Here is a 25,980-nt window from a genome sequence, read left to right on the forward strand (position 1 = left end):
ATTTGGTAATGGGTCCAATAGGTATATTCGATTCGGGCTATGGGGGATTGACCGTATTCCGAGAAATTGTAAGTAAGCTACCCCAATACGATTATGTGTATTTGGGCGACAATGCGCGTGTGCCCTACGGCACGCGCTCATTCGAGACGGTATATGCCTATACCAAAGAATGTGTGGAAAAGCTTTTCGCCATGGATTGTCGCCTGGTAGTCCTTGCGTGCAATACGGCGTCGGCAAAAGCACTCCGCACCATTCAGCAATGCGACCTTCCGCTGTACGCCGATTTACGCAGAGTACTCGGTGTTATCCGGCCAACCACTGAAGTGATCGGCCAATATTCGCACACGAGGCATGTCGGTATCCTGGCCACACCCGGGACGGTCAAATCGGGCTCGTATCCGCTTGAAATCGAGAAGTTCTTTCCAGACATCAACGTATATCAACAAGCTTGCCCCCTGTGGGTACCCTTGGTAGAAAACAATGAGTTGGATTCACCCGGTGCAGCCTATTTCGTAGAAAGGGAAATCAATCGGCTCCTTAAGCAGTCCGACCAGATTGACACGATTGTCCTAGCGTGTACCCACTACCCGCTACTGCTTCCACTGATCGAGCGTTTTCTGCCTGCGCATATCCACCTGCTTTCACAGGGGGGATTGGTGGCCAACAGCCTGACAGATTATTTACATCGGCACCCCGACGTCGAAAACTTGTGTACAACGGGTGGCACTATCCGTTTTTTCACCACGGATAATGCTGCTGATTTTGAAGAAAAGGCAGGTATATTTTATGGTAAGCCCGTAAAAGCAACGGAATTGAAAACGCTGCTGATTTAACCTATTGCTTTTTCGTAACGATAGTCACCTCCACCCTACGGTTTTGCTCCCTACCTTCTTTGGTGGAGTTCGACGCGATTGGTTTAGTCTGCCCGTAACCATTAGTGGTAACCCGGTTCTCTTCCAATCCCTTCTCTACCGTATATTTCTTGACAGATTCCGCCCTTTTTTCCGACAACCATTGGTTATAGGTTTCTGTCCCGGTAGCGTCGGTATGCCCGTCAACAATCAATGACGCACCCGGGTAGTCATCCAATAAGACCACCAACTTATCAAGTTCACTTTTAGCCGGATCGGTCAAATAGGACGAATTAAGCGGAAACAATACATCCGAATCAAAAGTAACCATGATGCCGCGGTCGGTCATCGATGCATCCTCAAAATCGCGTTGGACGTGCTGCAGCCCATCTGTTGTGCCGTCTATCGTTACCTGCGCACCGGGGTTAACTGCTATTTTTTTGCTTTTACAAGAAAAAAATATCGCAGAAAAAATGAATACAAGGGAAAAAATAGTATACGTCTTCATGTTATGAAATGGATAGGGTAAAGATATAAAAACTACTCCACATTAAAATGACTTTCGATCACCCTTTTTATATCCGGATGATTCGAAAACAGATCCCAGATTAATCCGCTGCGTCCGTTCTCAATCATCACAACGACGGCGGCCTGATTCAAAGCGTCGTATTCGTCGGCGATGGCGTTGCCATTGATTGCGATCCACTTCCGGAATCCATACTCGGTAAATAACACATGGCCATAGTCATTATAAAGAGCCCGCATGGACTGCAACGCTTCATGGGGTAAGAATGCGTAACTCGAACTGGAGATAGCGGGGCTAATGGCATATATCGTATCTGTACCTAATGAATCGACGCGGGTGGCGGTCAGCCCCCATATATTCCGTGAAACCCCACCAAAACCCTGCTCATTATCTCGCCGTTGATAGATTTGAGTAAGGTTAATGTTGTTCGCAAAATAATCTGCAAAGGTATCCCGCTTATTCCGTGGGTCAAATGCAAGAAAAGGCATATAGGCCGCTAGCAATGAAGTATCCATTGACCCGACAGTTATGGGTAAGCCATACAACGTGGTATCGCTCGTATAGGAAAATTCACGATAACTTGGAATCGCCTGTTGATGTTCGCCCTGGAGATTAACGGAAAAGGAGGCATTATTGGCGAGTTCCATGACATGGGTCGAATCGACCAACTTCCGGGGAGTACCCAGCCCTTTTATATAGGCTTCGGGAGGCAACGCGTGTTGTGGTGAAGCCAACGCGAGTATATAACAGCTGAAATCTGTACCGAATCCACCAAGCGGAAGTGCATTTTTGAATCCGGAAACCGGCGACCATCGGTCTAACAGGATCGTTTCCTGCCCTTCTATAACAAATTGATTCCATTCAATATCGTTCCACAAGGCATCTATTTTTTCGGCCAGTCCTTTTGCCGCTACGGTATCGGACAGAAAATACTGTCTAGCCACAAGCAGTCCCTGCATCAAAAATGCGGTAGCCCGCAAGTCTGCTTCCGGAACGGTGTCGGTGGCAAAAATCCCTTTTCCCGTGCGCCCGTCTATCTCAGCAGGAAATGCGCCTTTGTAGCGCTCTACCTTGCCTAAGAAGTCCAGTATCCGCTCCAATCTACCGATTGCCGCCACCCGAGATATAAAGCCGTGTTCAGCGCCAACGACATGTGACAGGATGCTCAGACCGGTTCCCTTCACCGACACCGTAGCGTTATCTACACCGAAATGGATGCCGTGCATACCACTGTTTACTTCGGCTCTCTCCACAAAGTAATTAAAATGAGCAGCTTGCATAAAATCGAGTAGCGCACTGTCGCTGGCCGTATGGGTCGTTGCTTCCACCACGTTCGAAAATGGCGATTCGAGATAATTATAATCTACCCACGCGATTTTATAATAATAGGTCTTATTCGGGTAGGGAACAAAATCGGTACCTTTCTGTATAAAGATAGGCCGGATTGCTATGGGACTGAAATGCTCGTTGTCTTCAGAACGATAAATCTTAATGTAGCGGATGCTCGGTGTAAGCGGCAATTGCCAGGTAAGATCGATATGCTGGTCATAGGCCGTTGCGGCCGAGAGCACCGCCGGCGAAGATAATTTTGCCCGCGGTGGGTTGGCGGGTAAGAACTCGATTTGATCAATATACAGTAAATTGCTGCCCTTGGCAACCGTGCCTTGCAACAATTGGACGCCATCAACGGGCTCCCCCACACGCACCCCAATCGCACTTACTGGTAATTGGACATTCAGCCACATGTTTGGTTGAAAGTCATCGATAAAATCGGCCAAATCAACGATATCGCTTAAGGAATCGTTTTGACTTACGCCCAATCTGGGTAACGCGTTGCTCTCCGTATTTGATGCCACAAACAATTTAAATGTCAATACATCATCTGCTGCAGGCCGGTACCCACCTGTAGTATGTGGATATGCGATCCGTACAGACCAATTGCCGCTTTCGGCGGTGGTGTATTTCAACGACAAGGAGTTGCCCGGTGTAAAGAAAATAGAGTCCGATACCGGCAGCCTGCCCCCCACATTCTCCACCCAACTCAATCCATCATGATGCACGTCACTATAGACGTAGTTTCCTTTCAGCACGCTGTTTTCGAACAATACTCCGGGATAGGTATCCGCAGCGGCCGAAAACACCAGCATGAAATAACACAAACTAGATAAGGTAATTACTTTGACCATACGCGAAATCGAATTATGTTGACCTAATTGAACAGAACAAGACTACGCAAAAACCAAGCCATTGCTGGTAATCGGCGAATAGTTATCACATTTTAAAATAGCGTTACAATTCCCTAACTTAGCGCCCTGACTTTTGCAACGCAGCATATATGGAGACAACGTTTGATTTTGAAAAGCCAATCGCAGATCTGCAAATGCAGATCGAAAAGGTAAACCAAGTAGCGGAAAAGACAAAAGTGGACATGAGCGCTACATTAGGGGAATTAGAGGAAAGATTGGAAAAAACCAAGCTTCAGATCTATAGCAATTTGACGGGTTGGCAAAAAGTACAGATGTCACGTCATGCTGATAGGCCGCAAACGCTCGACTATGTTAACCTGATGTGTGACGAATTCATCGAACTCCATGGCGACCGGAATGTGAAGGACGATAAGGCTATTGTAGGTGGTTTTGCCACGATTGCAGGCCAGTCGGTAATGGTTATCGGTCACCAAAAAGGCAAGAACACAAAAGAACGCCAATTCCGAAATTTCGGGATGGCCAACCCCGAGGGTTACCGGAAAGCACTGCGTTTGATGAAATTGGCTGAGAAATTCAATAAGCCTGTTGTTACCTTAATAGACACCATGGGTGCCTATCCGGGTATCGAAGCCGAGGAACGTGGGCAAGGGGAAGCGATCGCCCGCAACCTGATGGAAATGGCTGTTTTAAAGGTTCCTATTATTTGCATTATTATCGGTGAAGGGGCCTCTGGCGGGGCATTGGGCATCGGTGTAGGCGACCGGGTATACATGCTTGAACACACGTGGTATTCAGTAATATCGCCCGAATCCTGTTCCTCTATCCTCTGGCGGAGCTGGGATTACAAGGAAAGAGCCGCAGAAGCGTTGAAACTGACGGCCGGTGACATGTCGAAAAACGGGCTTATTGACGGTATCATAAAAGAACCCTTGGGCGGCGCCCATCACAATCCCAATGAAATCGCCGAATCAGTAAAACAGCAAATACTCACTGATCTGGCTATCCTACAGAAGAAGCCATCGAGCCAGCTGGTTACTGAGCGCATAGACAAATTCAGCAAAATGGGTGTGGTGGTCGAATCCTAATCGATCGCCCGATCCAAGTGTACATATCCGCCATCCACATGGATGAGCTGCCCGGTGGTATGGCTAGACCGCTGGGATAATAGGAACAAAACCGTGTCGGCTATTTCAGCCGCTGTTGTCATCCGTTGCTCCAACGGAATACGTCGGGTGATTTTTGCTAATGTTTCCTCCGGATTGGGCAACGTTTTAATCCATTTATCATATAACGGGGTAAAACATTCCGCAACGATAATTGCATTCACGCGGATGCTGTATGGCAGCAGTTCAACCGCCCATTCGCGCGTCAGTGCGTTACGTCCGCCGTTGGCCGCTGCATAGGCGGATGTATTTCCCTGGCCGGTTTCTGCTGTTTTTGAGCTAATATTCACAATACTTCCCTTGCTCGCCTTCAACGCCGGTAAGGCATGGTGAGCCATCAGGTAGTAATGGATAAGCGATTTATGGAGACTATCCACGAATTTCTGGTAGCTTCCACTTTCCAACCCAACACCATCGTTTACTCCGGCATTGTTTACCAGGCCGTCTATGTGGCCAAATCGAGCCAAGGTATCCGCTATGGCCCGTTCGCAGTCTTCGGGTCGGGTTAACTCGGCCTCCACGCAAAACGCCTGTCCGCCAGCCGATTCGATCTCCTGCCGCACAACGTCATTATCAGCCTGGCTGCGTCCCACGATTACCGGGATGGCCCCTTCATTGGCCAATGCCAATGCGATACCCTTGCCGATTCCCTTTGCAGCACCTGTTACCACGACAACCTTATCCTTCAGTTCTAAATCCATAATCTACGATTTGAATACGCAATCTTTGCCTCACCGCCATCACGCAATGACTGATGTCGATGGCTACAATTTATAAAAGTCAGCGGCATTTTTATGCCAAATCAATTCCTGTTCATCCCGCGCCAGGTGCGCGATTGCCCGGTTGGCCACCCCAATCACCTGCGTGTAATCCGCAGCTACGAGACAGACGGGCCAATCCGAACCGAACATAACCCGCCGGGGGCCAAACACGTCGAGCATGTGCTGTATGTAATACTGGAAATCGCCGACTTCCCAACCGTTCCAATCGGCCTCAGTTACCATACCCGATAGCTTGCAATACACATGGCCATGATTTGCAATGGCCGCTAGCTGCTCGGCCCACGGCTGTCGCACCCCTGCTTTGATGTAAGGTTTTGCCAAGTGATCAATGACAAACGGTTGGTCGGGGAAAGCCCGTATCAACTCCAGTGTTGCATCCAATTGATGCGGTTTCACAAGGATATCGTAGGTATATCCGTGCTTTGCCAGCGCTTCAATCCCCCTTAGAAAGGCAGGGCGCAACAAAAAGCGAGGGTCTTCCTCTCCCTGTACAATATGGCGGACGCCCTTCAGTTTGGGATAGCCGCTGAAATGCGCCAACCGGTCTGCCACATCAGCTGCTTGTAAATCTACCCAACCAACGACCCCTTCGATGAACGAATGCTGTGCCGCCAACTCCAATAAAAACACCGACTCGGCTTCTGACTGATCGGCTTGTACCGCTACGCAACCCGACACGCCGGCGGCCTCGAGCACAGGTTTCAAGTCATTCGGCAGAAAGTCGCGCTGGATGAAAGCCATATCATCGGTAATCCAAGCATCTTTTACCGGCTGGTACGTCCAAAAATGTTGGTGCGCATCGATTCGCTTCATCGCATTCCGTTAGCTAGATCAGGCCGGGTAGGCTTTTACAATTTGCCGCGAAGAACCCAGTCCATCGGCGCCCAATTCGACCACATCCCCCGGTTTAAGGTAGATGGGTGGATTGAAGCCCAGTCCCACCCCTGCCGGCGTTCCCGTAGATATCACGTCGCCGGGCAGCAACGTCATAAATTGACTGACATAGCTGATGATAAAAGGAACACTGAAAATCAAGTCACGGGTACTGCCATCTTGATACATCTTGCCGTTTACGGATAGCCATAACCGGACATTATTGATGTCGGCTATTTCCTCTTTTGTTGCTAGAAAAGGGCCAATTGGTGCAAAAGTATCACACCCCTTGCCTTTATCCCATGTACCGCCGCGTTCCAACTGAAACGCACGTTCGGACACATCGTTGTGCAAGACATACCCCGCCACATGGTCCAATGCGTCTGCTTCCGTCACATAGGACGCTCTTTTGCTGATGACGATTCCAAACTCCACTTCCCAGTCGGTCTTTGTGGAGTTTTTCGGAACGATAATGTCGTCATACGGACCACTTAATGAAGTGGTCGATTTCATAAAAAGGATAGGCTCTGCTGGTATCGCAGCACCGGTTTCCGCCGCATGGTCGCGGTAATTGAGTCCAATGCAAAGGATTTTCGAGGGGCGAGCAATCGGGCTTCCCAGACGTGTCCCCTCGGGTACAACAATGAGCCTACCCGCATTCGCTTTCACAAATTCTTCCAATCGGGCAAGACCACTGTTCCCAAAAAAATTCTCGTCGTAGTCGCCTCCTAAAGCGGAAACGTCATAGTTCACACCATCTAACTGTACCCCTATTTTTTCCCGGCCGAGGTCGCCGTATCGGATTAATTTCATTTCAGTACGGGATCAATTATTCAACGTTACAAATCCACCATCTACCGGGTAGTCGTTTCCGGTGATGAATCCGGCTTCGTCCGAACACAGGTATAATGCCATTGCGGCGATCTCCCTCGGTTGGGCCATCCGGCCAATGGGTTGACTTTTGGAAAGCGTCTCAAACATTTCTGCTTCCTTACCGGGGTAATTCTTGGCGATAAAACCATCCACAAAAGGCGTATGTACGCGTGCAGGCGAGATGCTATTGCACCGGATGCCTTGGTGCAGATAATCGCGTGCCACGGATAGCGTCATCGCATGGATAGCCCCTTTACTGGTGGAATAGGCAAACCGATCGGTAATACCCACCAGTGCTGCAATAGAGGCCATGTTAAGGATGGCCCCACCCCCCTGCTTTTTCATCAATGGCACGACGGCATACAGCACATTGTAAGCGCCCTTTACATTGACCGTATAAATCCGGTCGAAGTCCGCTTCGGTCGTATGTTCCAAATCGCCTACGTGGGCAATCCCCGCGTTGTTTACCAAGATATCGACGGTGCCGATACCACTGATCACGGATAACACCGCCTGCTGTTGGCTCACGTCACAGGCATGCGCCGTAGCGTCGCCACCAAACGCCCGGATTTCGGCTACCAACGTGTCGGCGACCTCGGTATTGAGCTCCAGAATATGGACGGAAGCTCCCTCCTCTGCAAATAATAAACTGATTGCGCGGCCGATACCGCTACCCCCTCCTGTAATAATTGCTGTTTTTCCAGTTAATTTCCTGTTTGGCATTGCTAAATTATCTAAATTTAAAATCTCACAAAGATACGCCTCTGCGCCACGGAATGAAATCATCCTGGCCTAATTGTACGGCCTTGGGTTGCTCAAGCCCACTGGCTACATCGATCACATAGCGAAGTATCCGATGGGCAACCTGTCCGATTGTTTCTTCCCCTTCGATGACGGTTCCGCAGTTGATATCGATGATATCCGGCATCCGCTCGTACAGCTTCGTATTGGTGGCTAATTTCACTACCGGAGCAATGGGATTGCCAGTGGGCGTTCCCAATCCTGTGGTGAATAACACGACATTTGCACCCGCGGCCACTTCGGCCGTCGTACTTTCCACGTCATTGCCCGGCGTGCAAAGCAAGTTCAATCCCGGCTTATTGGCGATACCGGGATAATCGACCACCGCTGTTATCGGCGAAGTCCCCCCTTTCTTCGCCGCACCTGCTGACTTAATTGCATCTGTAATCAAGCCATCCCGTATATTACCGGGAGACGGATTAGCGTAAAACCCAGAACCATCTGCCTCCGCTTTGGCATTATAGGTTTTCATCAATTCCATAAAGTACAACGCGGTCGGCTCATCTACGCAGCGATCACTCAGTTCCTGCTCCACGCCGCATAGCTCCGGAAATTCCGATAAAATGACCGAGCCACCCAAGGCTACAACCATATCCGACACATATCCCAGTGCGGGATTGGCAGATATGCCCGAGAAACCATCGGAACCTCCGCACTCCAGACCGATGCAGAGCTTGCTAAGCGGGGCAGGCTCCCGCCGTAGCTGGTTGATCTGGATCAGACCGGTAAATGTATGTTTCAATGCTTGCTGAATCAGATTGCTTTCGGTGCCCAACAGTTGCTGTTCAAAAATATGCAAGGGTTTATCGAACTGTGGGTCGCGCTTGGCGATCTCTTCCCGTAGTATGGATGCCTGTGCATGTTGGCATCCCAAGCTAAGTATGGTCGCCCCCGCCACATTTGGATGGGTGATGTACCCCGCCAATAGACCGCATAAGGCATCCGAATCTATCCGCGTACCACCACAGCCCATCTCGTGATTGAGGAATTTGACCCCATCCACGTGTTCAAATAGCCGCTGTCTAGCACCTTTCGCATCGCTAGCTGCGATATCAGCATTCAAAATGCCTTCCACCGTGGCGCCCGACCGGTATAACTGGATAAGCTGGTCCACTTCCGGCCCATAGTCACGCGATCGCTTGCCATACCCCAGTCTGTCCTCCAATGCGCGTTTCATGACCAATACATTCCGATTTTCACAGAATACGAGCGGAATGACCAACCAGTAGTTAGCGGTACCTACGGTACCATTGGACCGGTGATAGCCCATGAAAGTCTGGCCGTCAAACGCTGAAACATCCGGTTTCCGCCATGCCAACTTCCGCTCGCCCAGCGTAAACGTGGCTGCAGCGTGGTGGATGTTTTGTGTGGTAATGGTTTCCCCTTGCTGCAATGCTTCGTTTGTCTTACCGACAAGTACACCATACATGCGTACATCCGCACCAGCTGCTAATGCTTCCATCGTGAATTTATGCTTTGCCTTCACGCCGCTGATTATCCGTAACTGCTTGTCACCAAATGTGATCTCCGTACCAGGTGGCAGGTCTTGCAAGGCCACCAGCACATTATCATGCGGATGTATCTGCAAGAAAAATTGTTTATTGTCCATGTGTTTCTTCACCGGTTCTAAGTTCGAAAATTTTATCCATTAACACCCATTTTTCTCCAGGTTTAGCGCCCGGAATCGGTTTTTGGTACCGCCATGTAGACCGCTCCCACTCCTGAACGATCGGATTGGCCGCGTCTGCTATTGCTTTCTCGTCAAATGAGAAATCATCCGTTGCCTCGATGATCATAAACATCCGATCGGCAAACCTAAAGATTTCCATACACAGTATCCCAGAATCCGTGATGGATTTTTTTATTTCAGCAGCGACATTTCGATGCAACCGTTCATACTCGGCAATCAGTTGCATATCGTCCTGCAAGTCTAGCGCTAATGCATATCTTTTCATGGTATTCGCTTAGTTGCTTATCCGTTTATTTGTTGATTTGTCTACCTATGCACTAATTTAATTAATGTACCGCAGTGACCTGTGCCATCCGATTGTTCATATTTCGCAGTGCAAACAGCAGGACAATCAGGAAACATGCAGCCGGCACCAAATACGCACGCTGCATGGTAAACCAATCAGACATCACTCCCATGACTAATGGAACAATTGCACCACCCACGATGGACATAATCAGGATGGAAGAACCTTGTTTGGTATCTTTACCCAATCCGCTGATTGCCAATGAGAAAATCGTAGGAAACATGATGGACATCAAAAAGGTGACTCCAACCATGGCATATACGGCAAACAGCCCATCCACCCAAACCGATAGCGCGGTAAATAGCACACTGAGCAATGCAAAAACTGCGAGTAGTTTAGCCGGTGTCACAAAGCGCATCAGGAACGTGCCGACAAACCGGCCCAGCATAAAGCCCAGTAAGGCGATGGAAAGCAGATTGGCTGCAGCTTTTTCTTGCACATCCGCTACCTGGTCGGAAAAACGGATGAAAAAGCTAACAACCCCCACCTGGGCGCCCACATAAAAAAACAATGCCACCACCCCAAATACAAAGTTGCCGTTGTGCCAAAGCGATTTACCGGTTGCGTTGCCATCTTTCCCGTGCGCCTCTTCGTTGATTTCGGGCAATGGCGTACGCATAACCAACAGAGCTACAAGCAATACCGTAGCGCCTATTACAATATACGGCAGTTTTACCGCATCGGCCTCCGCTTGCAAATACGCATGGAGATCGGCCGCAGACATCGCTGCCTGCTCATCCACCCCCAAAGTTTTGCCAGAAAGGATATACTGCCCACCAATGAATGGCGCCAGTGTAGCGGCCAGCCCATTGAACGATTGCGCGAAATTAAGTCGCTGCGTGGCCGTTTTCGGATTACCAAGCACGCTAATGTAAGGATTTGCGGCGGTCTCCAAAAAAGTAAGTCCACTGGCAATCACAAATAAAGCGACCAAGAACAACCCGTACTCACGGGTATCGGCTGCCGGAAAAAACAGGAAGGCTCCAATAGCAAACAGCACTAAACCAAAGACGATGCCCGGCTTATAGCCAAACCGCTTCATGAAATATCCTGCCGGCAAGGCCACCGCGAAATAAGCGATGAAAAATGCGGAATCTACAAAGGCCGACTGAAAGTCCGATAACTGGCAGGCTTTTTTGAGGTGAGGAATCAGAATCGGATTCAGGTTATGGGCAAACCCCCACAAGAAAAATAGCGAGGTGACCAAAATCACAGGAATCAGTGTATATCGCGTTGCCATATCGTGTCTATTGATCGGTTAGTGTTTTAAGACCACGCAAAATAAGCAAACAATGCCTACAAAAGCTGCCCAGATATTAGCGATATATTAAGTTATATTAGCGCATTTTTCGTATAATTGTTAACTATTATGTTTTTTTGACTGACCAATAGGGAAATCGCATGAAACCTCAATTATTAAAGGTAAGCACCGGACCTGCCCATTCGTTCAGTGCGCGACGTGACACGGTGCCTTACGCCAACAACCGTTGGCATTACCATCAAGAAATTGAGCTCATCCACTTTGAAAAGGGTCGGGGTACACAGTTCATTGGCGATAGCATCCGTAATTTTGGATCGGGCGATGTGGTATTAATCGGTTCCAACCTTCCGCACTACTGGAGTTTTGACAGCAGCTACTTCGACAAACGCAACCAACAAGAGGCCGACGTACGTGTTACCCACTTCAATGACGATTTCTGGGGCGCGGGTTTCCTCGATTTGCCAGAAAACACCAATATCAAACAGCTGCTCCAACAGGCTAAGCAGGGCATCTCCGTAAACGGCGTAGCCCGTATCCGGGTGCAAAAATTGCTGGAAGAACTATTGGTCACCGAAGGCACCAAACGGATCATTTTGCTCATTGAGGCGCTCACCGCCATTGCCCATAATACCAAAGACATTCAATTGCTTTCGTCTGTCGGCTTCAACCCCCATTTCCAGCGGGGAGAAAAAGACCGCATAAACAACATTTATGATTTTGCACTTCAACATTTCAGGCAACGGATTTCATTGGATGAAGTAGCAGAAGTAGCCGGGATGAGCAGCAATGCATTTTGCCGCTATTTCAAATCACGTACCGGGAAGACCTTTTCGCAGTTCCTCATTGAAATCCGGGTAGGCCATGCCTGCAAACTGCTGATCGAAAACAACATGAACGTCAAGCAAATTTGCTATGAAAGCGGATTCCACAACTTTGCTGGATTTCATAAGTACTTCAAGCAGATCACAGGAAAAAGCCCTTTGAATTACCAAAGGGCTTATCTAAAGTGATCGTATGTTAACAGGCGATCTAGTCTTCCAAACTCAATGAGAATGGAAAATCTGCCTGTTTCGTCCCTCTATTGGTGTTGGGTTGGTCGGCCATATCGAAATGCAGTTCGGCTCCTTTTACCAGCTCGCTGTGACGGAGGTAGTTCTTGCCGTAAGGCTTGCCATTTAAGGTTGCAGATTCGATATAGCGATTTTCATCGCTACTATTCGGTGCCTGAATCTCAATAGTCTTCCCGTTGGCCAGCTGGATGGTTGCCTTTTTGAACAACGGCGTACCCAGCACATATTCGTCTGTGGCAGGGGTAACCGGATAAAAACCCAGCGCGGAGAACACATACCACGCAGAGGTCTGTCCGTTGTCCTCGTCGCCACAATAGCCATCAGGCGTGGGTAAGTACATCCGATTCATGGTTTCCCTAGCCCAATACTGCGTTTTCCACGGTGCACCAGCGTAGTTGTATAAGTAAATCATGTGCTGTATAGGCTGGTTACCGTGGGCATACTGGCCCATGTTGGCAATTTGCATCTCACGGATTTCATGAATGGTAAAGCCGTAGTAACTGTGATCAAATACCGGCGGCAAGGAAAATACAGAATCCAATTTAGTGACGAATGCATCATGTCCGCCCATTAATTGCGCCAAACCCTCCACATCCTGGAATACCGACCATGAATAGTGCCAGCTATTGCCCTCCGTGAATGCATCTCCCCATTTGAACGGATTGAAAGGACGTTGGAACTGACCATCTTTATTTTTTCCGCGCATCAATCCGGTTTCCTTATCAAAGAGCTTCTTGTAATTAAAGCTCCGCTGACGGTACAATGCTATTTCATCAGCGGGACGGTTCAATGCCTTTGCCAATTGGTAAATCGCAAAATCATCATAGGCATACTCCAACGAACGGGCGGCATTTTCGTTGATCTTTACATCGTAGGGCACATAGCCGAGCGTCGTGTAATATTCCGCGCCTGCGCGACCTACGGCAGTAATAGGCCCTGCGTTGTTGGCCCCTTTCAACAATCCTTCATAGAGCTTTTCGATATCATATCCTCGCAGGCCTTTGATGTAAGCATCTGCCACCACGGAAGCCGAATTGTTGCCTACCATAATATTTCGGTAGCCCGGGCTCGCCCATTCGGGCAACCAGCCGCCTTCTTTATAGGTGTTTGCCAGCCCCTCTTGCATCTTTTGGTTGATCTCGGGATAAACCAAGTTCAAGAACGGAAATAACGCCCTAAACGTATCCCAAAAACCGGTATCGGTAAACATGTAGCCGGGTAGGACCTGTCCGTTATAGGGACTATAGTGAATGACATTCCCATCGGCATCGTATTCGTAAAACATACGCGGGAACAGGATGGTGCGGTACAGACAGGAATAAAACGTGCGTACCTGATCAATCGTGCCACCCCCTACACGCACCTTGCCGAGCTCCGTATTCCATTGCTCGGCACCTTCTTGCTTGATGGTCTCAAAATCTTTGTTTCCGATTTCGCGCAGGTTCAACTCCGCTTGTTCGTGGCTGATGAATGACGATGCTACTTTGGCGTGGACCTGCTCTCCCCGATCGGCAATTCGAAAACCGACGATAGCACCTACATGATCGGCCTGTATCTCCAGTCGGTTATCCACCAAGGCCGAATCGGCAAAGGTACTTACGTCGGCAAACGGCCTGTCAAATATCATCACAAAGTAGTTTTTGAAATTATCGGGAACACCCCCACTGTTACGGGTGGTGTAACCAATAATCTTATTTTCTTCGGGAATGACCTTTACGTACGACCCTTTGTCGAATGCGTCAATTACGACGAAGGCACTGTCGGTTTTGGGGAAGGTAAAGCGGAAGCGCGCAGCACGTTCCGTAGGTGTAATTTCAGTAGTAATGTCATGATCGGCCAGGTAAACGCTGTAATAATGCGGTTGAGCGACCTCAGCCTTGTGCGAAAACCAACTGGCACGTTCGTTTTCATCAAATGTCGGTTTCCCCGTGATGGGCATCACTGAAAACTGCCCGTAGTCGTTCATCCAAGGCGATGGCTGATGCGTTTGCTTGAATCCGCGGATCTTATCAGCGGTGTACGTGTACATCCAGCCATCCCCCATCTTTCCTGTCTGTGGCGACCAAAAATTCATGCCCCACGGTCGCGCAATAGCCGGATAAGTATTGCCATTGGAAAGCAAATGAACCGACTGGGTTCCCATCAGCGTATTGACATAATCCAATGGATAATCCACATGGCTCACCTCTTGCGCCGGTATAAACAGCACAAACAGCGAAAAAAGTAAAGTCAATGATAATTTCATTTCGTCAGCGTTTGTTTATAAGAGTTATCGTATCCAATTTCCTAATGGCTGCTAATATGGCAAAAATATCGGAAAATGAAAATGCTAAAAGTATTTAGCCATTGCATTTCAGCGACTTTGAAATACGCTTCCGCAATTCGTTCGTTGCAGTCCAAGATGCATCTGACTGCAATGCGTTTGTGCGATAGGCATTAGCGAATATAATCCATTTTAGCTAAGTTTGCAACGAAAATCTAAAGGCATAGAAACAGCGAACTATGAAGTTACTTGAAGGAAAAACAGCACTTATCACCGGTGCCTCCAAAGGGATTGGCCGCACGATAGCGGAGAAATTTGCCGAGCAAGGAGCCAATGTGGCATTCACTTACCTATCTTCCGTCGAAAAAGGGCAAGCTTTGGAGAAAGAGCTACAGGCTTATGGCACCACGGTAAAAGGCTACCGCTCGGATGCCTCCAAATTCGAAGAAGCCGAAAAACTCGTTAATGAAATCGTATCGGAGTTCGGAACCCTTGACATCGTGGTCAACAACGCAGGCATCACCAAAGATGGGTTATTGCTGCGGATGACCGAGGAGCAATGGGATGATGTGCTCGAAGTGAACCTCAAGTCGGTATTCAATGTGACCAAGGCAGCTTCCAAAATCATGATGAAAAACCGCAAAGGTGCATTCATCAACATGAGTTCGGTGGTGGGCGTACAAGGTAATGCCGGACAGGCGAATTATGCGGCATCCAAGGCAGGTATCATTGGATTTTCCAAATCGGTCGCCAAGGAATTGGGATCGCGCAATATCCGCACCAACGTTATTGCACCCGGCTTCATCCGTACGGAGATGACCGATGTGCTGGACCCCAAAGTCGTGGAAGGCTGGGAAAAAGACATCCCGTTGAAACGTGCCGGTGAAACGGAAGATGTGGCCAATGCATGCCTATTCCTAGCCTCCGACCTTGCTTCCTATATCAATGGGCAGGTACTGTCGGTCTGCGGTGGAATGCTTTAAGGATGGTTGAAATCTTTTCGATGCAGACACCGCAGGCATTTGAAGATGCTTGTATGGAAACATTTTATTTTCAGGCGAAACACTGCGCCGTGTATAGCGAATACCTGTCGTTAATTCACGTGAATCCCAAAGCAGTACAACAACCCGGAAATATTCCTTTCCTGCCTATTGAATGTTTCAAAAGCCACCGAATTACCGCAACAAGCAAAGAACCACAAATTGTTTTCAGCAGCTCGGGCACCACAGGCAGTGTACAAAGTAAGCATTACGTGGCTGATATTGCGCTGTATGAGCAGAGTTTCCGTACCGCATTTGAACAATTTTACGGGGCAGCCGCCGATACCGCCATTATCGCACTTCTCCCCTCCTATTCGGAGCGAACGGGCTCTTCGCTCATTTATATGGTAGACGACCTGATCCGACAAAGCAACCACCCCCATAGCGGCTATTTCCTGCATAATCACGACGAGCTGCATCAGGTATTATTGGAATTGAAAGACCAACATGCAAAAACGTTACTCATCGGCGTCACGTACGCGCTGTTGGATTTTGTGGAGAATCGTCCGATTGACTTTCCTGAGTTGATCGTGATGGAAACAGGCGGGATGAAAGGCCGGAGGCGCGAAATGATCCGGGAAGAACTGCATGAGCAATTATGCAAGGGATTCAACGTGTCACACATCCATTCCGAATACGGCATGACCGAATTGCTTTCCCAAGCATATTCCAAGGGAGATGGCCTGTTTCACTGTCCGCCATGGATGCAAATCCACATCAGGGACACCAATGACCCCTTTGCAATACTCGCTACAGGGCGTACAGGAGGCATCAACATCATCGACTTGGCAAATATTCATTCCTGCGCATTCATCGCTACGCAAGACCTCGGAAAAAAACACCCCGACGGACGCTTTGAAGTATTGGGCCGTTTCGATCAAAGTGATATCCGTGGATGCAATCTACTCGTGCAGTGATTGATCACCTCAAGCTGGGATCGCTGAACGTATCCCCTTGCTGGATATCGCCCGTGTCATATCCCTTTTTAAACCAGTATGTACGTTGCTCGGACGAACCATGAGTGAAGGCCTCCGGCACCACGCGGCCCTGGGTTTGCATCTGTATGCGATCGTCGCCCACAGCAGCTGCGGCCTTCATGCCTTCCAATATGTCGTTATAGTCCAACTGAACTTCCGATCGCCTGTTAGCGTGATGCGCCCACACGCCGGCATAAAAATCCGCCTGCAATTCCAACATCACCTGCACCTTGTTGTATGCTACCTCGCTAAGTTGCTGCCTAGCGGCATTTACCCTGTCCATAGCCCCGGTAAGTTTCTGAATGTGGTGCCCCACCTCATGGGCAAGCACGTAGGCCATTGCAAATTCACCCGTTGCTCCAAACCGTTCTGTCAATTCTTCATTGAAACTGAGATCGATGTATACCTTTTCATCTGCCGGACAATAAAATGGGCCGTATGCAGATGCACCCATGCCGCAACCATCCGTCTGCACGCCATCGCGATACAATAGCAGCGTTGGCTGCCTATAGGACTGTCCTGCAGAAGCATATAGGGCGCCCCACACATCTTCCGTACTGGCAAGCACCACACGCACAAATTCGGTCAGTTCGGCTTCTTCCGCACTGATTTCAACCGGCCCATCTGTTTGCTGCACGCCTGTGGATTGCATTTGCTGCAGCAGCTGCTGCGGATCGCCACCTAGTAAAAGGCCAACAATCAACACAATGACACCACCTACGCCGCCCAATGCCAGCTTCCCGCCGGAAGACATCCCGCGGCGATCTTCAAAATTGCCGCTTTGCCTACTACCTTTCCAACGCATAAGGATACAATTATCTGGTTATTAAAAAAGCCTCACAAAATGCAAGGCTCAAGTATCAATAACTTTCTTTTCCGCTAATTAAAACGAATAGTCGTCTTTTGACTCTGTATTTTCACCAACCTCAACACCATTATTTTCAAATCCCGGTTCATACCGTTTCTCCACCACTTCCTGATGCCCTTTGATGTAATCGACCACCTCACTCAAGCCTTCCGCAAATTTTTCGAAGTCCTCTTTATATAGGAATATCTTATGCTTAATAAACACACCGTCTTCAAATCGCTTCTTACTTTCCGTGATGGTAACGTAATAATCATTGGAACGGGTTGCCTTTACGTCGAAAAAATAAGTGCGCTTACCAGCCCTTACCTTTTTTGAAAAAACCTCTTCACGCTCTTTGTTGTCAAAATCTCCCATTGTTAAGCTTTTTATTTTTCTCTATTCTCAGAATCGGGATAAATATAAAAGAATTTAGTCAATTAATGCAACTATTTACCCTAAATTGTAAAAAAATAATTTTACCGGAATAAAACGGCTATTCACCGAAAAAAAGCCTGTTATTACCTAATCCTTGTTGCAGAAGGCATATATTCAATCTATCTTTGAACTATTACTTAATGGATATATTTACGCATTTTCCAGTAACGAATTTTAACAATAACAAGATATGAATAAGCAGCAGCAACCGGCACGTAGCACGACGAATTCAGGCAGAATGTGGGCTGGCATCATCATCATCGGTATCGGAGCGATATTGCTTGCTGGGAAACTAGGCCTCGACTGGCTTTTTCCCCGTTGGATATTCAATTGGCACAACATGTGGCCAATGATACTCGTGGCCGTTGGACTGATCATTGGCGGAAATTCCAACTTTAAAAGCCCGGCTTCGTACATCTTATTGGGTCTAGGCTCCTTTTTCCTGCTCAGAAATATCGTCCATTTCGATATCGGGGCCTTTATATGGCCCGCTATCATCATTGGCATAGGATTATGGCTATTGCTTGGCAAAGGGAGGTGTCGACCTCTTAGACCAAGACCGGACGGGAATAGTGGTTACCATAAACGAGCCGGAAACTATGAATGGGATAAACGTGTAACGGATGAAACAGACAGCCCCGCAGCTAGCGGGGCTACCGCATTTGGTGAAACCGGTACAACGGATGATTATGGCTCACCAAATGACTATTCGAACGGCTTCACCAGTGAAGATTTCATCAAATCAACCGCGGTATTCAGTGACGTAAAAAAAATTGTGATATCCAAACGTTTCCAGGGGGGCGAGATCGTGAACATCTTTGGCGGTACGGACGTTAATCTCGTCCAAGCGGAGATTCATCACCCCATCGTCATCGATGTGTTCCAGATTTTCGCCGGCATGAAGATCATCGTTCCCGCCCATTGGAAAGTTCAGTCGGAGGTTGTATCGGTGTTTGGCGAGGTAGATGATAAGCGTTTTACGCAGGGAATGCCCTACGACGACCAGAAAGTCGTATATATTAAAGGGACCTCTTTATTTGGAGGGATTACCATCAAAAACATATAGTTGATAGCAGAACCACAAACTACGAAGTCAAACAAACACCAACCCAGTGAGCGCCACCACTTATACATCATCTAAGCAGCGGCTCATCAACATTAGTTGCTTTATTATCTGGATGGCCTATGCGCTGATCCAAACCGCTTTACTCTGGTGGTTTGATGTTGATTTTAACCTGGCGCTGAACGATAGTCTGGTCAGTGCCACGGTAATCACGTTGTGCTGCTATGTCATAGCAAGCGCATTAAACCATTATCTACCCCGGAGGAAGGGTTATTTCTATATTGTCATCTGGGGACTTGTATTAGCAGCAATCAGCGTTTCTGCCGACAGGTGGATCCTTCAATATGTCATCCAGAATAAAACCTATCTCGATCACATCGACGTATCCCTACCGCTGCGCTTTTTCGTTAATGCACTGCTCATTGCTTGGATAGCCATCATCAACATTCTGTGGAACATCCAACAGGAATATAAGGAAAACGAACAGCGTAAGGCCGACGCCGAACGGCTTGCCCGTGAAGCCGAACTTTACAACCTTCGGCAGCAACTGCAACCCCACTTTCTTTTCAACAGCCTCAATTCCATCATTGCGCTTATTGGCCGTAAGCCCGATGAGGCTAGGAACATGACATTTCAACTGTCTGATTTCCTAAGGGGTACCCTGCGCAAGGACGATCAGCAGTTCATCGCACTGAAGGACGAGCTGGAACATCTCCAGTTATACTTGGAAATCGAAAAAGTCCGCTTCGGCCATCGGCTGGAAACCCAAGTCCGCTACGACGAGGAGTGCCTATCCATGACGTTGCCAGCCATGATTATGCAGCCGCTGGTTGAAAATGCCATTAAATACGGATTGTATGACACTACAGAAAAGGTAGCCATCAGTGTCGCCTGTACATGCCGTGACCATCTGTTGGAAATACAGATAGAAAACCCCTATGATAGCCAAAGCAATAAACCCCAGCGGGGTACCGGCTTTGGGTTAAGGGGAATCCAGCGCCGGCTATTTTTATTATTCGGACGAACGGATTTATTGGAAACTAGGCCAACAACCCATATCTTTACCAGCATAATCAAGATTCCTCAACTATGATCAAGGCTGTATTGGTAGATGACGAACCCCTGGCACGGAGCATGGTTGCCGAGTACCTGGAAAGTTATCCCCAAGTAGAGGTTGTTGCCGAATGCAACGATGGGTTTGAAGGGGCTAAGGCGATTATGCAGTATCAGCCAGACATCGTCTTTCTAGACATCCAGATGCCCAAAATCAATGGTTTCGAAATGCTGGAAATCATTGACAGACAGCCTGCTGTCGTTTTCACCACAGCGTTTGACGAATATGCCATCCGTGCATTTGAACAGCATGCGGTCGACTATTTGCTAAAACCCATTACCAAAGCCCGGTTTGATCGGGCTATGGCCAAGTTTTTGGATGCCCAGCAAATGGAGGCCGGCAAGGAGAACACCCGTAAGTTCCTTGACAATGTTCATCAAACGCCGGGCAAATTGGAACGGGTAGTTGTCAAAACAGGCACGAAAATCAAAATCGTCCCCACGGGCAGCATTATTTACCTAGAGGCAGATGACGACTACGTGAAAATACACACTGACGATGGAACGTTTCTGAAAAATAAAACGATGGCTTCATTTGAAGAACAGTTGGATTCCACCCACTTCGTCCGGGTTCACCGGTCGTTCATCGTCAAAATCGACCATATCGTCCGCCTGGAACCCCTCGAAAAAGATGGCTATGTCGCTATTCTGTCTGACGGAAAACGGGTAAATGTGAGTAAAAACGGTTATACACGCTTAAAACAAATATTAGGAATGTAGATGGGTTTCACGTAATTTTGCTCCATGTTTGAAACCATGAACAGAATAATCTGCGTCTTTTTACTGCTACCTATCTGCTCGGTCATCGCCCAAGAGGAAGAAAGTGATCGGCAAATCAACCAAGCAGTATTCAACAAAATAGAATATCACTTCAACCTGCAAGAAACAGACTCCATTTATGCGCTGGCGGGCCCCAAGTTTAAGCAGGCCCTTTCCTTGCAGGCGTTCCAGACGGTCATGACACAGCAACTGTATCCGCTGGGACAAATCCAGTCTGCCGAATTGAAAAGCTATGAGAAAGGCACCGGTATCTACAAATTGAACTTTCTCAGCACACCCCTGCAGGTTGTCTTGGCGCTTGATAGCCTACACCGGATCGAAACGTTCCTCTTCCAGCCCTATGCCGGCGATCCGGCACCGGAAAAGACCGAGCCCATCCAATCTACCAATACCGCAGCGTCCAAACTTGATCGATACGTCGATTCGGTCGCTTTGGCATATAGCCGTAAAGGCCATACACACGCATTAGCCATTGGGATTGTCAACGCTGGAAAAACCAGTAGTTATTATTACGGTGAAACCGAAAAAGGAAACAAACGGCTTCCCGATGAGAACACCTTGTTTGAAATCGGATCGATCAGTAAAACGTTTACTGCTACATTGCTTGCTTACTTCGCACAAACACAACAGTTGAGTATCGACGATAGCATCACCAAATACCTGCCCGATTCCGTAGCGGCAAATCCCGATCTCCAGCGCATTACACTAAAGCAATTGGCTAACCATACGTCGGGGTTGCCGCGCATGCCAGCTAATATCGATGCCTCTGCTGCTGCCCATCCCCTTGATCCCTACAAGGATTATACGAAAGAAAAGTTGTACGATTTCTTAAAATCCTACAAAGCAACTACGCCACCTGATTCCATTTACCAATACAGCAACTTAGGATATGGTCTTTTGGGCGACCTCCTTTCCAACATCAGTGGAAAAACCTACAATGAGATGGTACAGGAGCTAATCTGCCAGCCCTTGGGGCTTCACAACACCACCGAGCATCCGAATCCTGACTCGCAATATGTAGCAAAGGTGTACAATGAAAAAGGCGTCGAAACCCCACTATGGACGTTTGATGCGTTTGCTGCACATGGGGCACTGAAATCCACCGTACGAGATCTGTTGGCCTATGCAAAGGCCCATTTCAAAATGCCGGAAAGCGATTTGGAACATGCGTTGGCCCGTACCCGCCAGTTCACCTATTTCAATCCACCCGACACCGACATTGGCCTGGCTTGGCATATGAACCTTGTTGGCGACGAACTGATCTATTGGCACACTGGCGGCACCTTTGGAAGCAGCGGCTATATCGCCTTTACACCCGATAAAAAAATCGCAATCGTGGTACTCTCCAACACGGCTGAATCCATCGATGCTGTTGGACTTGCGATTCTAAATCACGTCCTAACGACGCTGTAGACCGTAAAATTATAGCGGCTACACCTCTTTGCGTAAAATCGCTAATGGCGGACGACGGGTAATCCCCCGACTATTGGCCAATCCGATCAATACGGTCAACAGCGCTATACCCAGCATCAACAGGAGCATCAACGTGATATTCGGCGTGAAAGGGATTTCAAAACTATATACGGCCAACGCCCAACTACCGCCCAATGCCAAGAGTACACCGGTGAAGGCTGCGATCATCCCCAAAAAAAAGTATTCTAACGCGGTGATAATCAAAATCTGCCGCCTGGAGGCCCCCATGGTGCGCAGCAGTACGCTTTCCTTGATCCGCTGGTATTTACTAATCATGACAGAAGCAATCAACACCACGAAACCAGTAAGGATACTAAACCCGCCCATGAAACGGATAACGAAGCCAATCTTTTCAAGGATTTCATCGAGCACGGCGAGGATCAGGCCCAAATCAATAATCGATACATTGGGAAACTCCCTCACCATCGCCTGCTGCATCCGTGCTGAAACCGCCTCGTCCGGGACACGCGTCATTAATACGTGGAACTGTGGAGCATCGTCGATAACACCCATTGGGAAGATGAGCCTGAAATTAGTCTGCACACGGTTCCAATCGACCTCCCTTAAGCTACCCACGATGGCCGGTACGCGCACGCCCTGCACATTAAACAGCAGCTCATCCCCGATATCCACCCGTATGCGGCGCGCGTAGCCCTCTTCAAGTGAAACGCGAGCGGTATCGCCATCTGCGGTCTCACCGATCCATTCTCCAGAAGTAACCTTTTCCGAGTCACTGAGTTTTGACCGATAGGTAGACCGTAATTCACCCCCCAATGCGCGACGGGACACCTGGAGGGTGCTATCCTGCCGGGCATCTTCGGCGGTCACCCCATTGATAGCTTCCAATTGTACCGTTACGATAGGCACCTCATCCAATACAGGCAGTCCCTGTGCTTTCACCAAGCTGGCAACGGCTGCCTTCTGTGAGGACTGGATATCAAACAGCACCATATTCGGCTGGTTCTCGCTGGCGGACAGGGATACCCGGGCGATGAGCATCCCTTGTACAGAAATTAACGTGGCGATGAAAGCGGTACCCAGTCCGATTGCTATGATTAAGATGACGGTCTGGTTATTGGGCCGGAACAGGTTGGAAAGCCCCTGTCGCCATAAATAACTCCATGAGGTCGGGAAGAAACGTCTAATAAGCCAAACAAGTGCGCTTGCCGCCGCATACAACAACATAAAAGAAACGGCAACACCACCTATAAACGCCAATGTCTGCAAGACGCCCTCCAATTGGAGGAAGGCATAAGCAAAGATAAATAATGCAATGATGCCATACACCGCCCAACTCCACCGGTCTTTGATAGGACTCGGTGTATCCAGCGACAACCGCAATGTATTAAGGGGGGCGATATTGCGGATGCCGATGAGCGGCAATAAGGCAAACAGAAGTGATATCCATACGCCAAGGCCGATACCTTGGGCAATGGCACTCCAAGAGATATCGCTGCTAATAGTCACAGGAACAAAATCCCTGAACACCAACGGCAGCAATTGTTGAATTAATGTACCAAGCGATGCGCCCACCACCGAACCAATGAATCCTACCCCCATCACCTGTACCAGGTAAATCAAAAACGCCTGTCGCGACGTCGCACCCAAGCAGCGCAGTATCGCGATGCTAGTTAGTTTTTCCTTAATGTAGATGTGAATCGCACTCGATACGCCAATGCATCCCAACAAGAGCGCTACAAATCCTACCAATGACAAGAATTTATTCAGATCAGAAAAAGACCTTCCCGTATCCCGCTTTCGTGAAGCAATGGTATCGTAGCCCATGCGGTGCACTTCCAATAAAGAATCCAGGCCATCAGTAAGTGCATCGGCATCGGTTGTGGGCGGTAAATGGAAATAATAGCTATAATTGATCCGGCTCCCCTTTTGGTTAAGGCCGGTAGCAGGCAAATACTCCAATGGTATGAATACGGCGGGGGCCATGGTACTGGAAATGCCACTTTGCCCTGGAGCCTGCTCCAGCCGTCCCGCAATTTCAAACATGACCTCTCCCACCTTTACCGAGTCTCCGACTTCTGCATTGAATTGCAGCATCAATGTCTTGTCAACCAAGGCCTGCCGGCGCCCCCTGAAGGTTGTCCCAGCCGTTGCGGGCACGGTCTCTAACTCGCCGTAGTAGGGAAAATCGCCGCTCAGCGCCCGTATCTGCACGAGACGGGTACCGCCATTATTGGCAAATAGCACCATCGACGCAAAGCTCTGTTCTTCAGCATAGCTTTGACTCAATCCATGGATGGAATCGACGATATGTTGGCCTTCGTCAGCCAATTCCCGGTTACTCTCGAGCACCAGATCAGCGCCGATCAGGGTGGCTGCCTGATTATCGATATCTTTCGCTAGATTATCACCGAAGGAATAGATAGCCACAAGCGCTGCGATACCGATGATGATCGATGAGATGAAGAGAAACAGCCGCGAGCGGTTCCTCCGGCTATCGCGCCACGCCATCCGAGCTATCCAACTGAATGTAATCCGGTTATGTTGAGGCATGGCTATAACACGTTATTTTCCATCGTATCCGAAACTACCGTGCCACCCTTCATGCGGATGATACGCTGGGTTTTAGACGCCAGCTCCAAGTCATGGGTTACCAATACCAATGTCGTTCCCATATCCCTGTTCAGGCTAAACAATAAGTTTTCAACCGTTTCACTGGTATCGGCATCAAGGTTACCTGTCGGCTCATCGGCAAACAGAATTTTGGGTGAATTGGAAAACGCACGCGCAATGGAAACCCGTTGCTGCTCACCGCCCGATAATTGCAACGGATAATGGTGGCCACGGTCAGCGAGACCAACTTTATCCAATAATTCCTGCGCCGTCGCTTTGCAATTGCGCTCGCCGCGCAACTCTAGTGGCACCATCACATTTTCCAAGGCCGTCAGGGTGGGAAGTAATTGGAAATTCTGGAATACAAACCCCACATGCTGGTTGCGTACCCTAGCCCGCTCATCTTCTCCAAGGGCGTCCAAGGATATGCCATTCAACACGATGTCGCCCGCGCTCACGCGATCCAAGCCGGCACACAGCCCCAATAATGTAGTCTTACCGCTTCCCGAAGGTCCAACAATTGCTATTGTGGACGCCGTTTCGACCTCAAAGTTAATTTGCTGCAAAACAGCAAGGGATCTGCCTGCGCTTCGATAGGTCTTGTCAACTCCCTGTACACTTAAAATAACTGCCACTTGTTCTCCAATTAGTCAATATATCCGTAAAAATAAGCTATTCAACTCCATAACAAGAAGCTGCACACTAAATAAACCGATGAACGCATGGTTTTGACTGCTGTCTAACCACCTTGTTACACATAAATCCGTTGAAGGTTAAGTAGTCGGCACCTTATTGTAAAAATGATATTACAGCTAACCGCAATCCTATCTTCTATTTCCGATATTGCCTCATGAATACCCGATGCACTACGGCCACAGAAGCTTCGGATTACCTGTTTCAATCGGTCGACTATTTAAAAAAACACAACAACATCACACAAAATCATATAATTTCTCATCAAACATTAAAAAATCT

Annotated in this window: 23 protein-coding genes; 9 read left to right on the plus strand and 14 right to left on the minus strand. The window is 48.5% G+C overall.

All coding sequences use genetic code 11. The features are described from left to right. The first annotated feature begins 8 nt into the window (after positions 1-8). Complete coding sequence (murI, locus tag IEV98_RS14255) at positions 9-833, plus strand: glutamate racemase (RefSeq protein ID WP_188506658.1); 825 nt, start codon at positions 9-11, stop codon at positions 831-833. Position 834: 1 nt separating this feature from the next. Here murI and IEV98_RS14260 read toward each other — a convergent pair whose 3' ends face one another. Continuing rightward, positions 835-1,359: an OmpA family protein gene (locus IEV98_RS14260; RefSeq protein ID WP_188506659.1), complete on the minus strand. Its 525-nt coding sequence runs from the start codon at positions 1,357-1,359 to the stop codon at positions 835-837. 32 nt (positions 1,360-1,391) lie between these two features. Continuing rightward, positions 1,392-3,563 (minus strand): glucoamylase family protein, encoded by a 2,172-nt coding sequence (locus tag IEV98_RS14265; RefSeq protein ID WP_188506660.1) that lies wholly within the window; start codon positions 3,561-3,563, stop codon positions 1,392-1,394. A 149-nt stretch (positions 3,564-3,712) separates the two neighbouring features. On the opposite strand from IEV98_RS14265, the gene IEV98_RS14270 reads away from it, so the two are divergent. Further along, entirely contained in the window at positions 3,713-4,669 is a 957-nt protein-coding gene (locus tag IEV98_RS14270) for an acetyl-CoA carboxylase carboxyltransferase subunit alpha (protein WP_188506661.1), read from the plus strand. Here IEV98_RS14270 and IEV98_RS14275 read toward each other — a convergent pair. From IEV98_RS14275 to fucP, 7 genes are all read right to left on the minus strand, one after another. Then, positions 4,666-5,448 carry an L-fucose dehydrogenase gene (locus IEV98_RS14275; protein WP_188506662.1) on the minus strand — a complete coding sequence of 261 codons (783 nt, stop codon included), beginning with the start codon at positions 5,446-5,448 and terminating at the stop codon, positions 4,666-4,668. The two genes, IEV98_RS14270 and IEV98_RS14275, sit on opposite strands and share 4 nt — an antisense overlap. A 63-nt stretch (positions 5,449-5,511) precedes the next feature. Then, a complete protein-coding gene (locus IEV98_RS14280; RefSeq protein ID WP_188506663.1) occupies positions 5,512-6,342 on the minus strand; it encodes an amidohydrolase family protein in 831 nt (276 codons plus the stop codon). Positions 6,343-6,360: 18 nt separating this feature from the next. Beyond that, complete coding sequence (locus tag IEV98_RS14285) at positions 6,361-7,215, minus strand: fumarylacetoacetate hydrolase family protein (protein WP_188506664.1); 855 nt, start codon at positions 7,213-7,215, stop codon at positions 6,361-6,363. 12 nt (positions 7,216-7,227) lie between these two features. Beyond that, complete coding sequence (locus IEV98_RS14290) at positions 7,228-7,998, minus strand: SDR family NAD(P)-dependent oxidoreductase (protein WP_188506665.1); 771 nt, start codon at positions 7,996-7,998, stop codon at positions 7,228-7,230. A 25-nt stretch (positions 7,999-8,023) separates the two neighbouring features. Next, on the minus strand, positions 8,024-9,685 hold the full coding sequence (locus IEV98_RS14295; RefSeq protein ID WP_188506666.1) for a UxaA family hydrolase: 1,662 nt from the start codon (positions 9,683-9,685) through the stop codon (positions 8,024-8,026). Further along, positions 9,675-10,031, minus strand: coding sequence for an L-rhamnose mutarotase (locus IEV98_RS14300; protein WP_188506667.1), 357 nt, complete (start codon positions 10,029-10,031; stop codon positions 9,675-9,677). The genes IEV98_RS14295 and IEV98_RS14300 overlap by 11 nt, the downstream gene beginning before the upstream one ends. A 61-nt stretch (positions 10,032-10,092) precedes the next feature. Then, positions 10,093-11,352, minus strand: a complete 1,260-nt coding sequence (gene fucP, locus IEV98_RS14305; RefSeq protein ID WP_188506668.1) for an L-fucose:H+ symporter permease — start codon at positions 11,350-11,352, stop codon at positions 10,093-10,095. A gap of 161 nt (positions 11,353-11,513) precedes the next feature. On the opposite strand from fucP, the gene IEV98_RS14310 reads away from it, so the two are divergent. Then, positions 11,514-12,383, plus strand: coding sequence for an AraC family transcriptional regulator (locus IEV98_RS14310; protein ID WP_188506669.1), 870 nt, complete (start codon positions 11,514-11,516; stop codon positions 12,381-12,383). A 19-nt stretch (positions 12,384-12,402) separates the two neighbouring features. Here the strand turns inward: IEV98_RS14310 and IEV98_RS14315 are convergent, their stop codons facing one another. Beyond that, on the minus strand, positions 12,403-14,688 hold the full coding sequence (locus IEV98_RS14315) for a GH92 family glycosyl hydrolase (RefSeq protein WP_188506670.1): 2,286 nt from the start codon (positions 14,686-14,688) through the stop codon (positions 12,403-12,405). Positions 14,689-14,945: 257 nt separating this feature from the next. Between IEV98_RS14315 and fabG the strand changes: the two genes are divergently transcribed. Further along, complete coding sequence (fabG, locus tag IEV98_RS14320; RefSeq protein WP_188506671.1) at positions 14,946-15,689, plus strand: 3-oxoacyl-[acyl-carrier-protein] reductase; 744 nt, start codon at positions 14,946-14,948, stop codon at positions 15,687-15,689. Between the two features lie 2 nt (positions 15,690-15,691). After that, the gene (locus IEV98_RS14325) at positions 15,692-16,663 is read left to right on the plus strand and encodes an acyl-CoA synthetase family protein (protein ID WP_188506672.1); all 972 of its coding nucleotides are present in this window, start codon (positions 15,692-15,694) and stop codon (positions 16,661-16,663) included. A 4-nt stretch (positions 16,664-16,667) separates the two neighbouring features. Here the strand turns inward: IEV98_RS14325 and ypfJ are convergent, their stop codons facing one another. Next, entirely contained in the window at positions 16,668-17,528 is an 861-nt protein-coding gene (ypfJ, locus tag IEV98_RS14330; RefSeq protein WP_188506673.1) for a KPN_02809 family neutral zinc metallopeptidase, read from the minus strand. Positions 17,529-17,606: 78 nt separating this feature from the next. Then, positions 17,607-17,945 carry a DUF3276 family protein gene (locus IEV98_RS14335; protein ID WP_188506674.1) on the minus strand — a complete coding sequence of 113 codons (339 nt, stop codon included), beginning with the start codon at positions 17,943-17,945 and terminating at the stop codon, positions 17,607-17,609. Between the two features lie 250 nt (positions 17,946-18,195). Here IEV98_RS14335 and IEV98_RS14340 point away from each other — a divergent pair, with 250 nt between their 5' ends. Genes IEV98_RS14340 through IEV98_RS14355 form a run of 4 tightly spaced genes read left to right on the plus strand, consistent with a single transcriptional unit; the run spans position 18,196 to position 22,374 of the window. Further along, the gene (locus tag IEV98_RS14340; protein ID WP_188506675.1) at positions 18,196-19,071 is read left to right on the plus strand and encodes a LiaF transmembrane domain-containing protein; all 876 of its coding nucleotides are present in this window, start codon (positions 18,196-18,198) and stop codon (positions 19,069-19,071) included. A gap of 46 nt (positions 19,072-19,117) precedes the next feature. Beyond that, positions 19,118-20,161, plus strand: a complete 1,044-nt coding sequence (locus tag IEV98_RS14345; RefSeq protein ID WP_229738769.1) for a sensor histidine kinase — start codon at positions 19,118-19,120, stop codon at positions 20,159-20,161. Next, a complete protein-coding gene (locus IEV98_RS14350) occupies positions 20,158-20,901 on the plus strand; it encodes a LytR/AlgR family response regulator transcription factor (protein ID WP_188506676.1) in 744 nt (247 codons plus the stop codon). Before IEV98_RS14345 ends, IEV98_RS14350 begins: the two co-directional genes overlap by 4 nt. A 36-nt stretch (positions 20,902-20,937) precedes the next feature. Continuing rightward, complete coding sequence (locus IEV98_RS14355; protein WP_188506677.1) at positions 20,938-22,374, plus strand: serine hydrolase domain-containing protein; 1,437 nt, start codon at positions 20,938-20,940, stop codon at positions 22,372-22,374. A gap of 18 nt (positions 22,375-22,392) precedes the next feature. Here IEV98_RS14355 and IEV98_RS14360 read toward each other — a convergent pair whose 3' ends face one another. After that, a complete protein-coding gene (locus IEV98_RS14360; protein ID WP_188506678.1) occupies positions 22,393-24,945 on the minus strand; it encodes an ABC transporter permease in 2,553 nt (850 codons plus the stop codon). 2 nt (positions 24,946-24,947) lie between these two features. Further along, positions 24,948-25,640: an ABC transporter ATP-binding protein gene (locus IEV98_RS14365; RefSeq protein ID WP_188506679.1), complete on the minus strand. Its 693-nt coding sequence runs from the start codon at positions 25,638-25,640 to the stop codon at positions 24,948-24,950. Positions 25,641-25,980 lie beyond the last annotated feature (340 nt).

Source organism: Parapedobacter pyrenivorans (assembly GCF_014636865.1).
In the GTDB taxonomy this organism is placed as follows: domain Bacteria; phylum Bacteroidota; class Bacteroidia; order Sphingobacteriales; family Sphingobacteriaceae; genus Parapedobacter; species Parapedobacter pyrenivorans.

Coding starts and splice junctions, on each gene's coding strand:
- IEV98_RS14355 (WP_188506677.1), top strand. CDS start 20,938: ATGAACAGAATAATCTGCGTCTTTTTACTGCTACCTATCTGCTCGGTC.
- IEV98_RS14270 (WP_188506661.1), top strand. CDS start 3,713: ATGGAGACAACGTTTGATTTTGAAAAGCCAATCGCAGATCTGCAAATG.
- IEV98_RS14360 (WP_188506678.1), bottom strand. CDS start 24,945: ATGCCTCAACATAACCGGATTACATTCAGTTGGATAGCTCGGATGGCG.
- fabG (WP_188506671.1), top strand. CDS start 14,946: ATGAAGTTACTTGAAGGAAAAACAGCACTTATCACCGGTGCCTCCAAA.
- IEV98_RS14350 (WP_188506676.1), top strand. CDS start 20,158: ATGATCAAGGCTGTATTGGTAGATGACGAACCCCTGGCACGGAGCATG.
- IEV98_RS14300 (WP_188506667.1), bottom strand. CDS start 10,031: ATGAAAAGATATGCATTAGCGCTAGACTTGCAGGACGATATGCAACTG.
- IEV98_RS14290 (WP_188506665.1), bottom strand. CDS start 7,998: ATGCCAAACAGGAAATTAACTGGAAAAACAGCAATTATTACAGGAGGG.
- IEV98_RS14265 (WP_188506660.1), bottom strand. CDS start 3,563: ATGGTCAAAGTAATTACCTTATCTAGTTTGTGTTATTTCATGCTGGTG.
- IEV98_RS14325 (WP_188506672.1), top strand. CDS start 15,692: ATGGTTGAAATCTTTTCGATGCAGACACCGCAGGCATTTGAAGATGCT.
- IEV98_RS14260 (WP_188506659.1), bottom strand. CDS start 1,359: ATGAAGACGTATACTATTTTTTCCCTTGTATTCATTTTTTCTGCGATA.
- IEV98_RS14315 (WP_188506670.1), bottom strand. CDS start 14,688: ATGAAATTATCATTGACTTTACTTTTTTCGCTGTTTGTGCTGTTTATA.
- murI (WP_188506658.1), top strand. CDS start 9: ATGGGTCCAATAGGTATATTCGATTCGGGCTATGGGGGATTGACCGTA.
- fucP (WP_188506668.1), bottom strand. CDS start 11,352: ATGGCAACGCGATATACACTGATTCCTGTGATTTTGGTCACCTCGCTA.
- IEV98_RS14275 (WP_188506662.1), bottom strand. CDS start 5,448: ATGGATTTAGAACTGAAGGATAAGGTTGTCGTGGTAACAGGTGCTGCA.
- IEV98_RS14335 (WP_188506674.1), bottom strand. CDS start 17,945: ATGGGAGATTTTGACAACAAAGAGCGTGAAGAGGTTTTTTCAAAAAAG.
- IEV98_RS14280 (WP_188506663.1), bottom strand. CDS start 6,342: ATGAAGCGAATCGATGCGCACCAACATTTTTGGACGTACCAGCCGGTA.
- IEV98_RS14310 (WP_188506669.1), top strand. CDS start 11,514: ATGAAACCTCAATTATTAAAGGTAAGCACCGGACCTGCCCATTCGTTC.
- IEV98_RS14295 (WP_188506666.1), bottom strand. CDS start 9,685: ATGGACAATAAACAATTTTTCTTGCAGATACATCCGCATGATAATGTG.
- IEV98_RS14285 (WP_188506664.1), bottom strand. CDS start 7,215: ATGAAATTAATCCGATACGGCGACCTCGGCCGGGAAAAAATAGGGGTA.
- IEV98_RS14340 (WP_188506675.1), top strand. CDS start 18,196: ATGAATAAGCAGCAGCAACCGGCACGTAGCACGACGAATTCAGGCAGA.
- ypfJ (WP_188506673.1), bottom strand. CDS start 17,528: ATGCGTTGGAAAGGTAGTAGGCAAAGCGGCAATTTTGAAGATCGCCGC.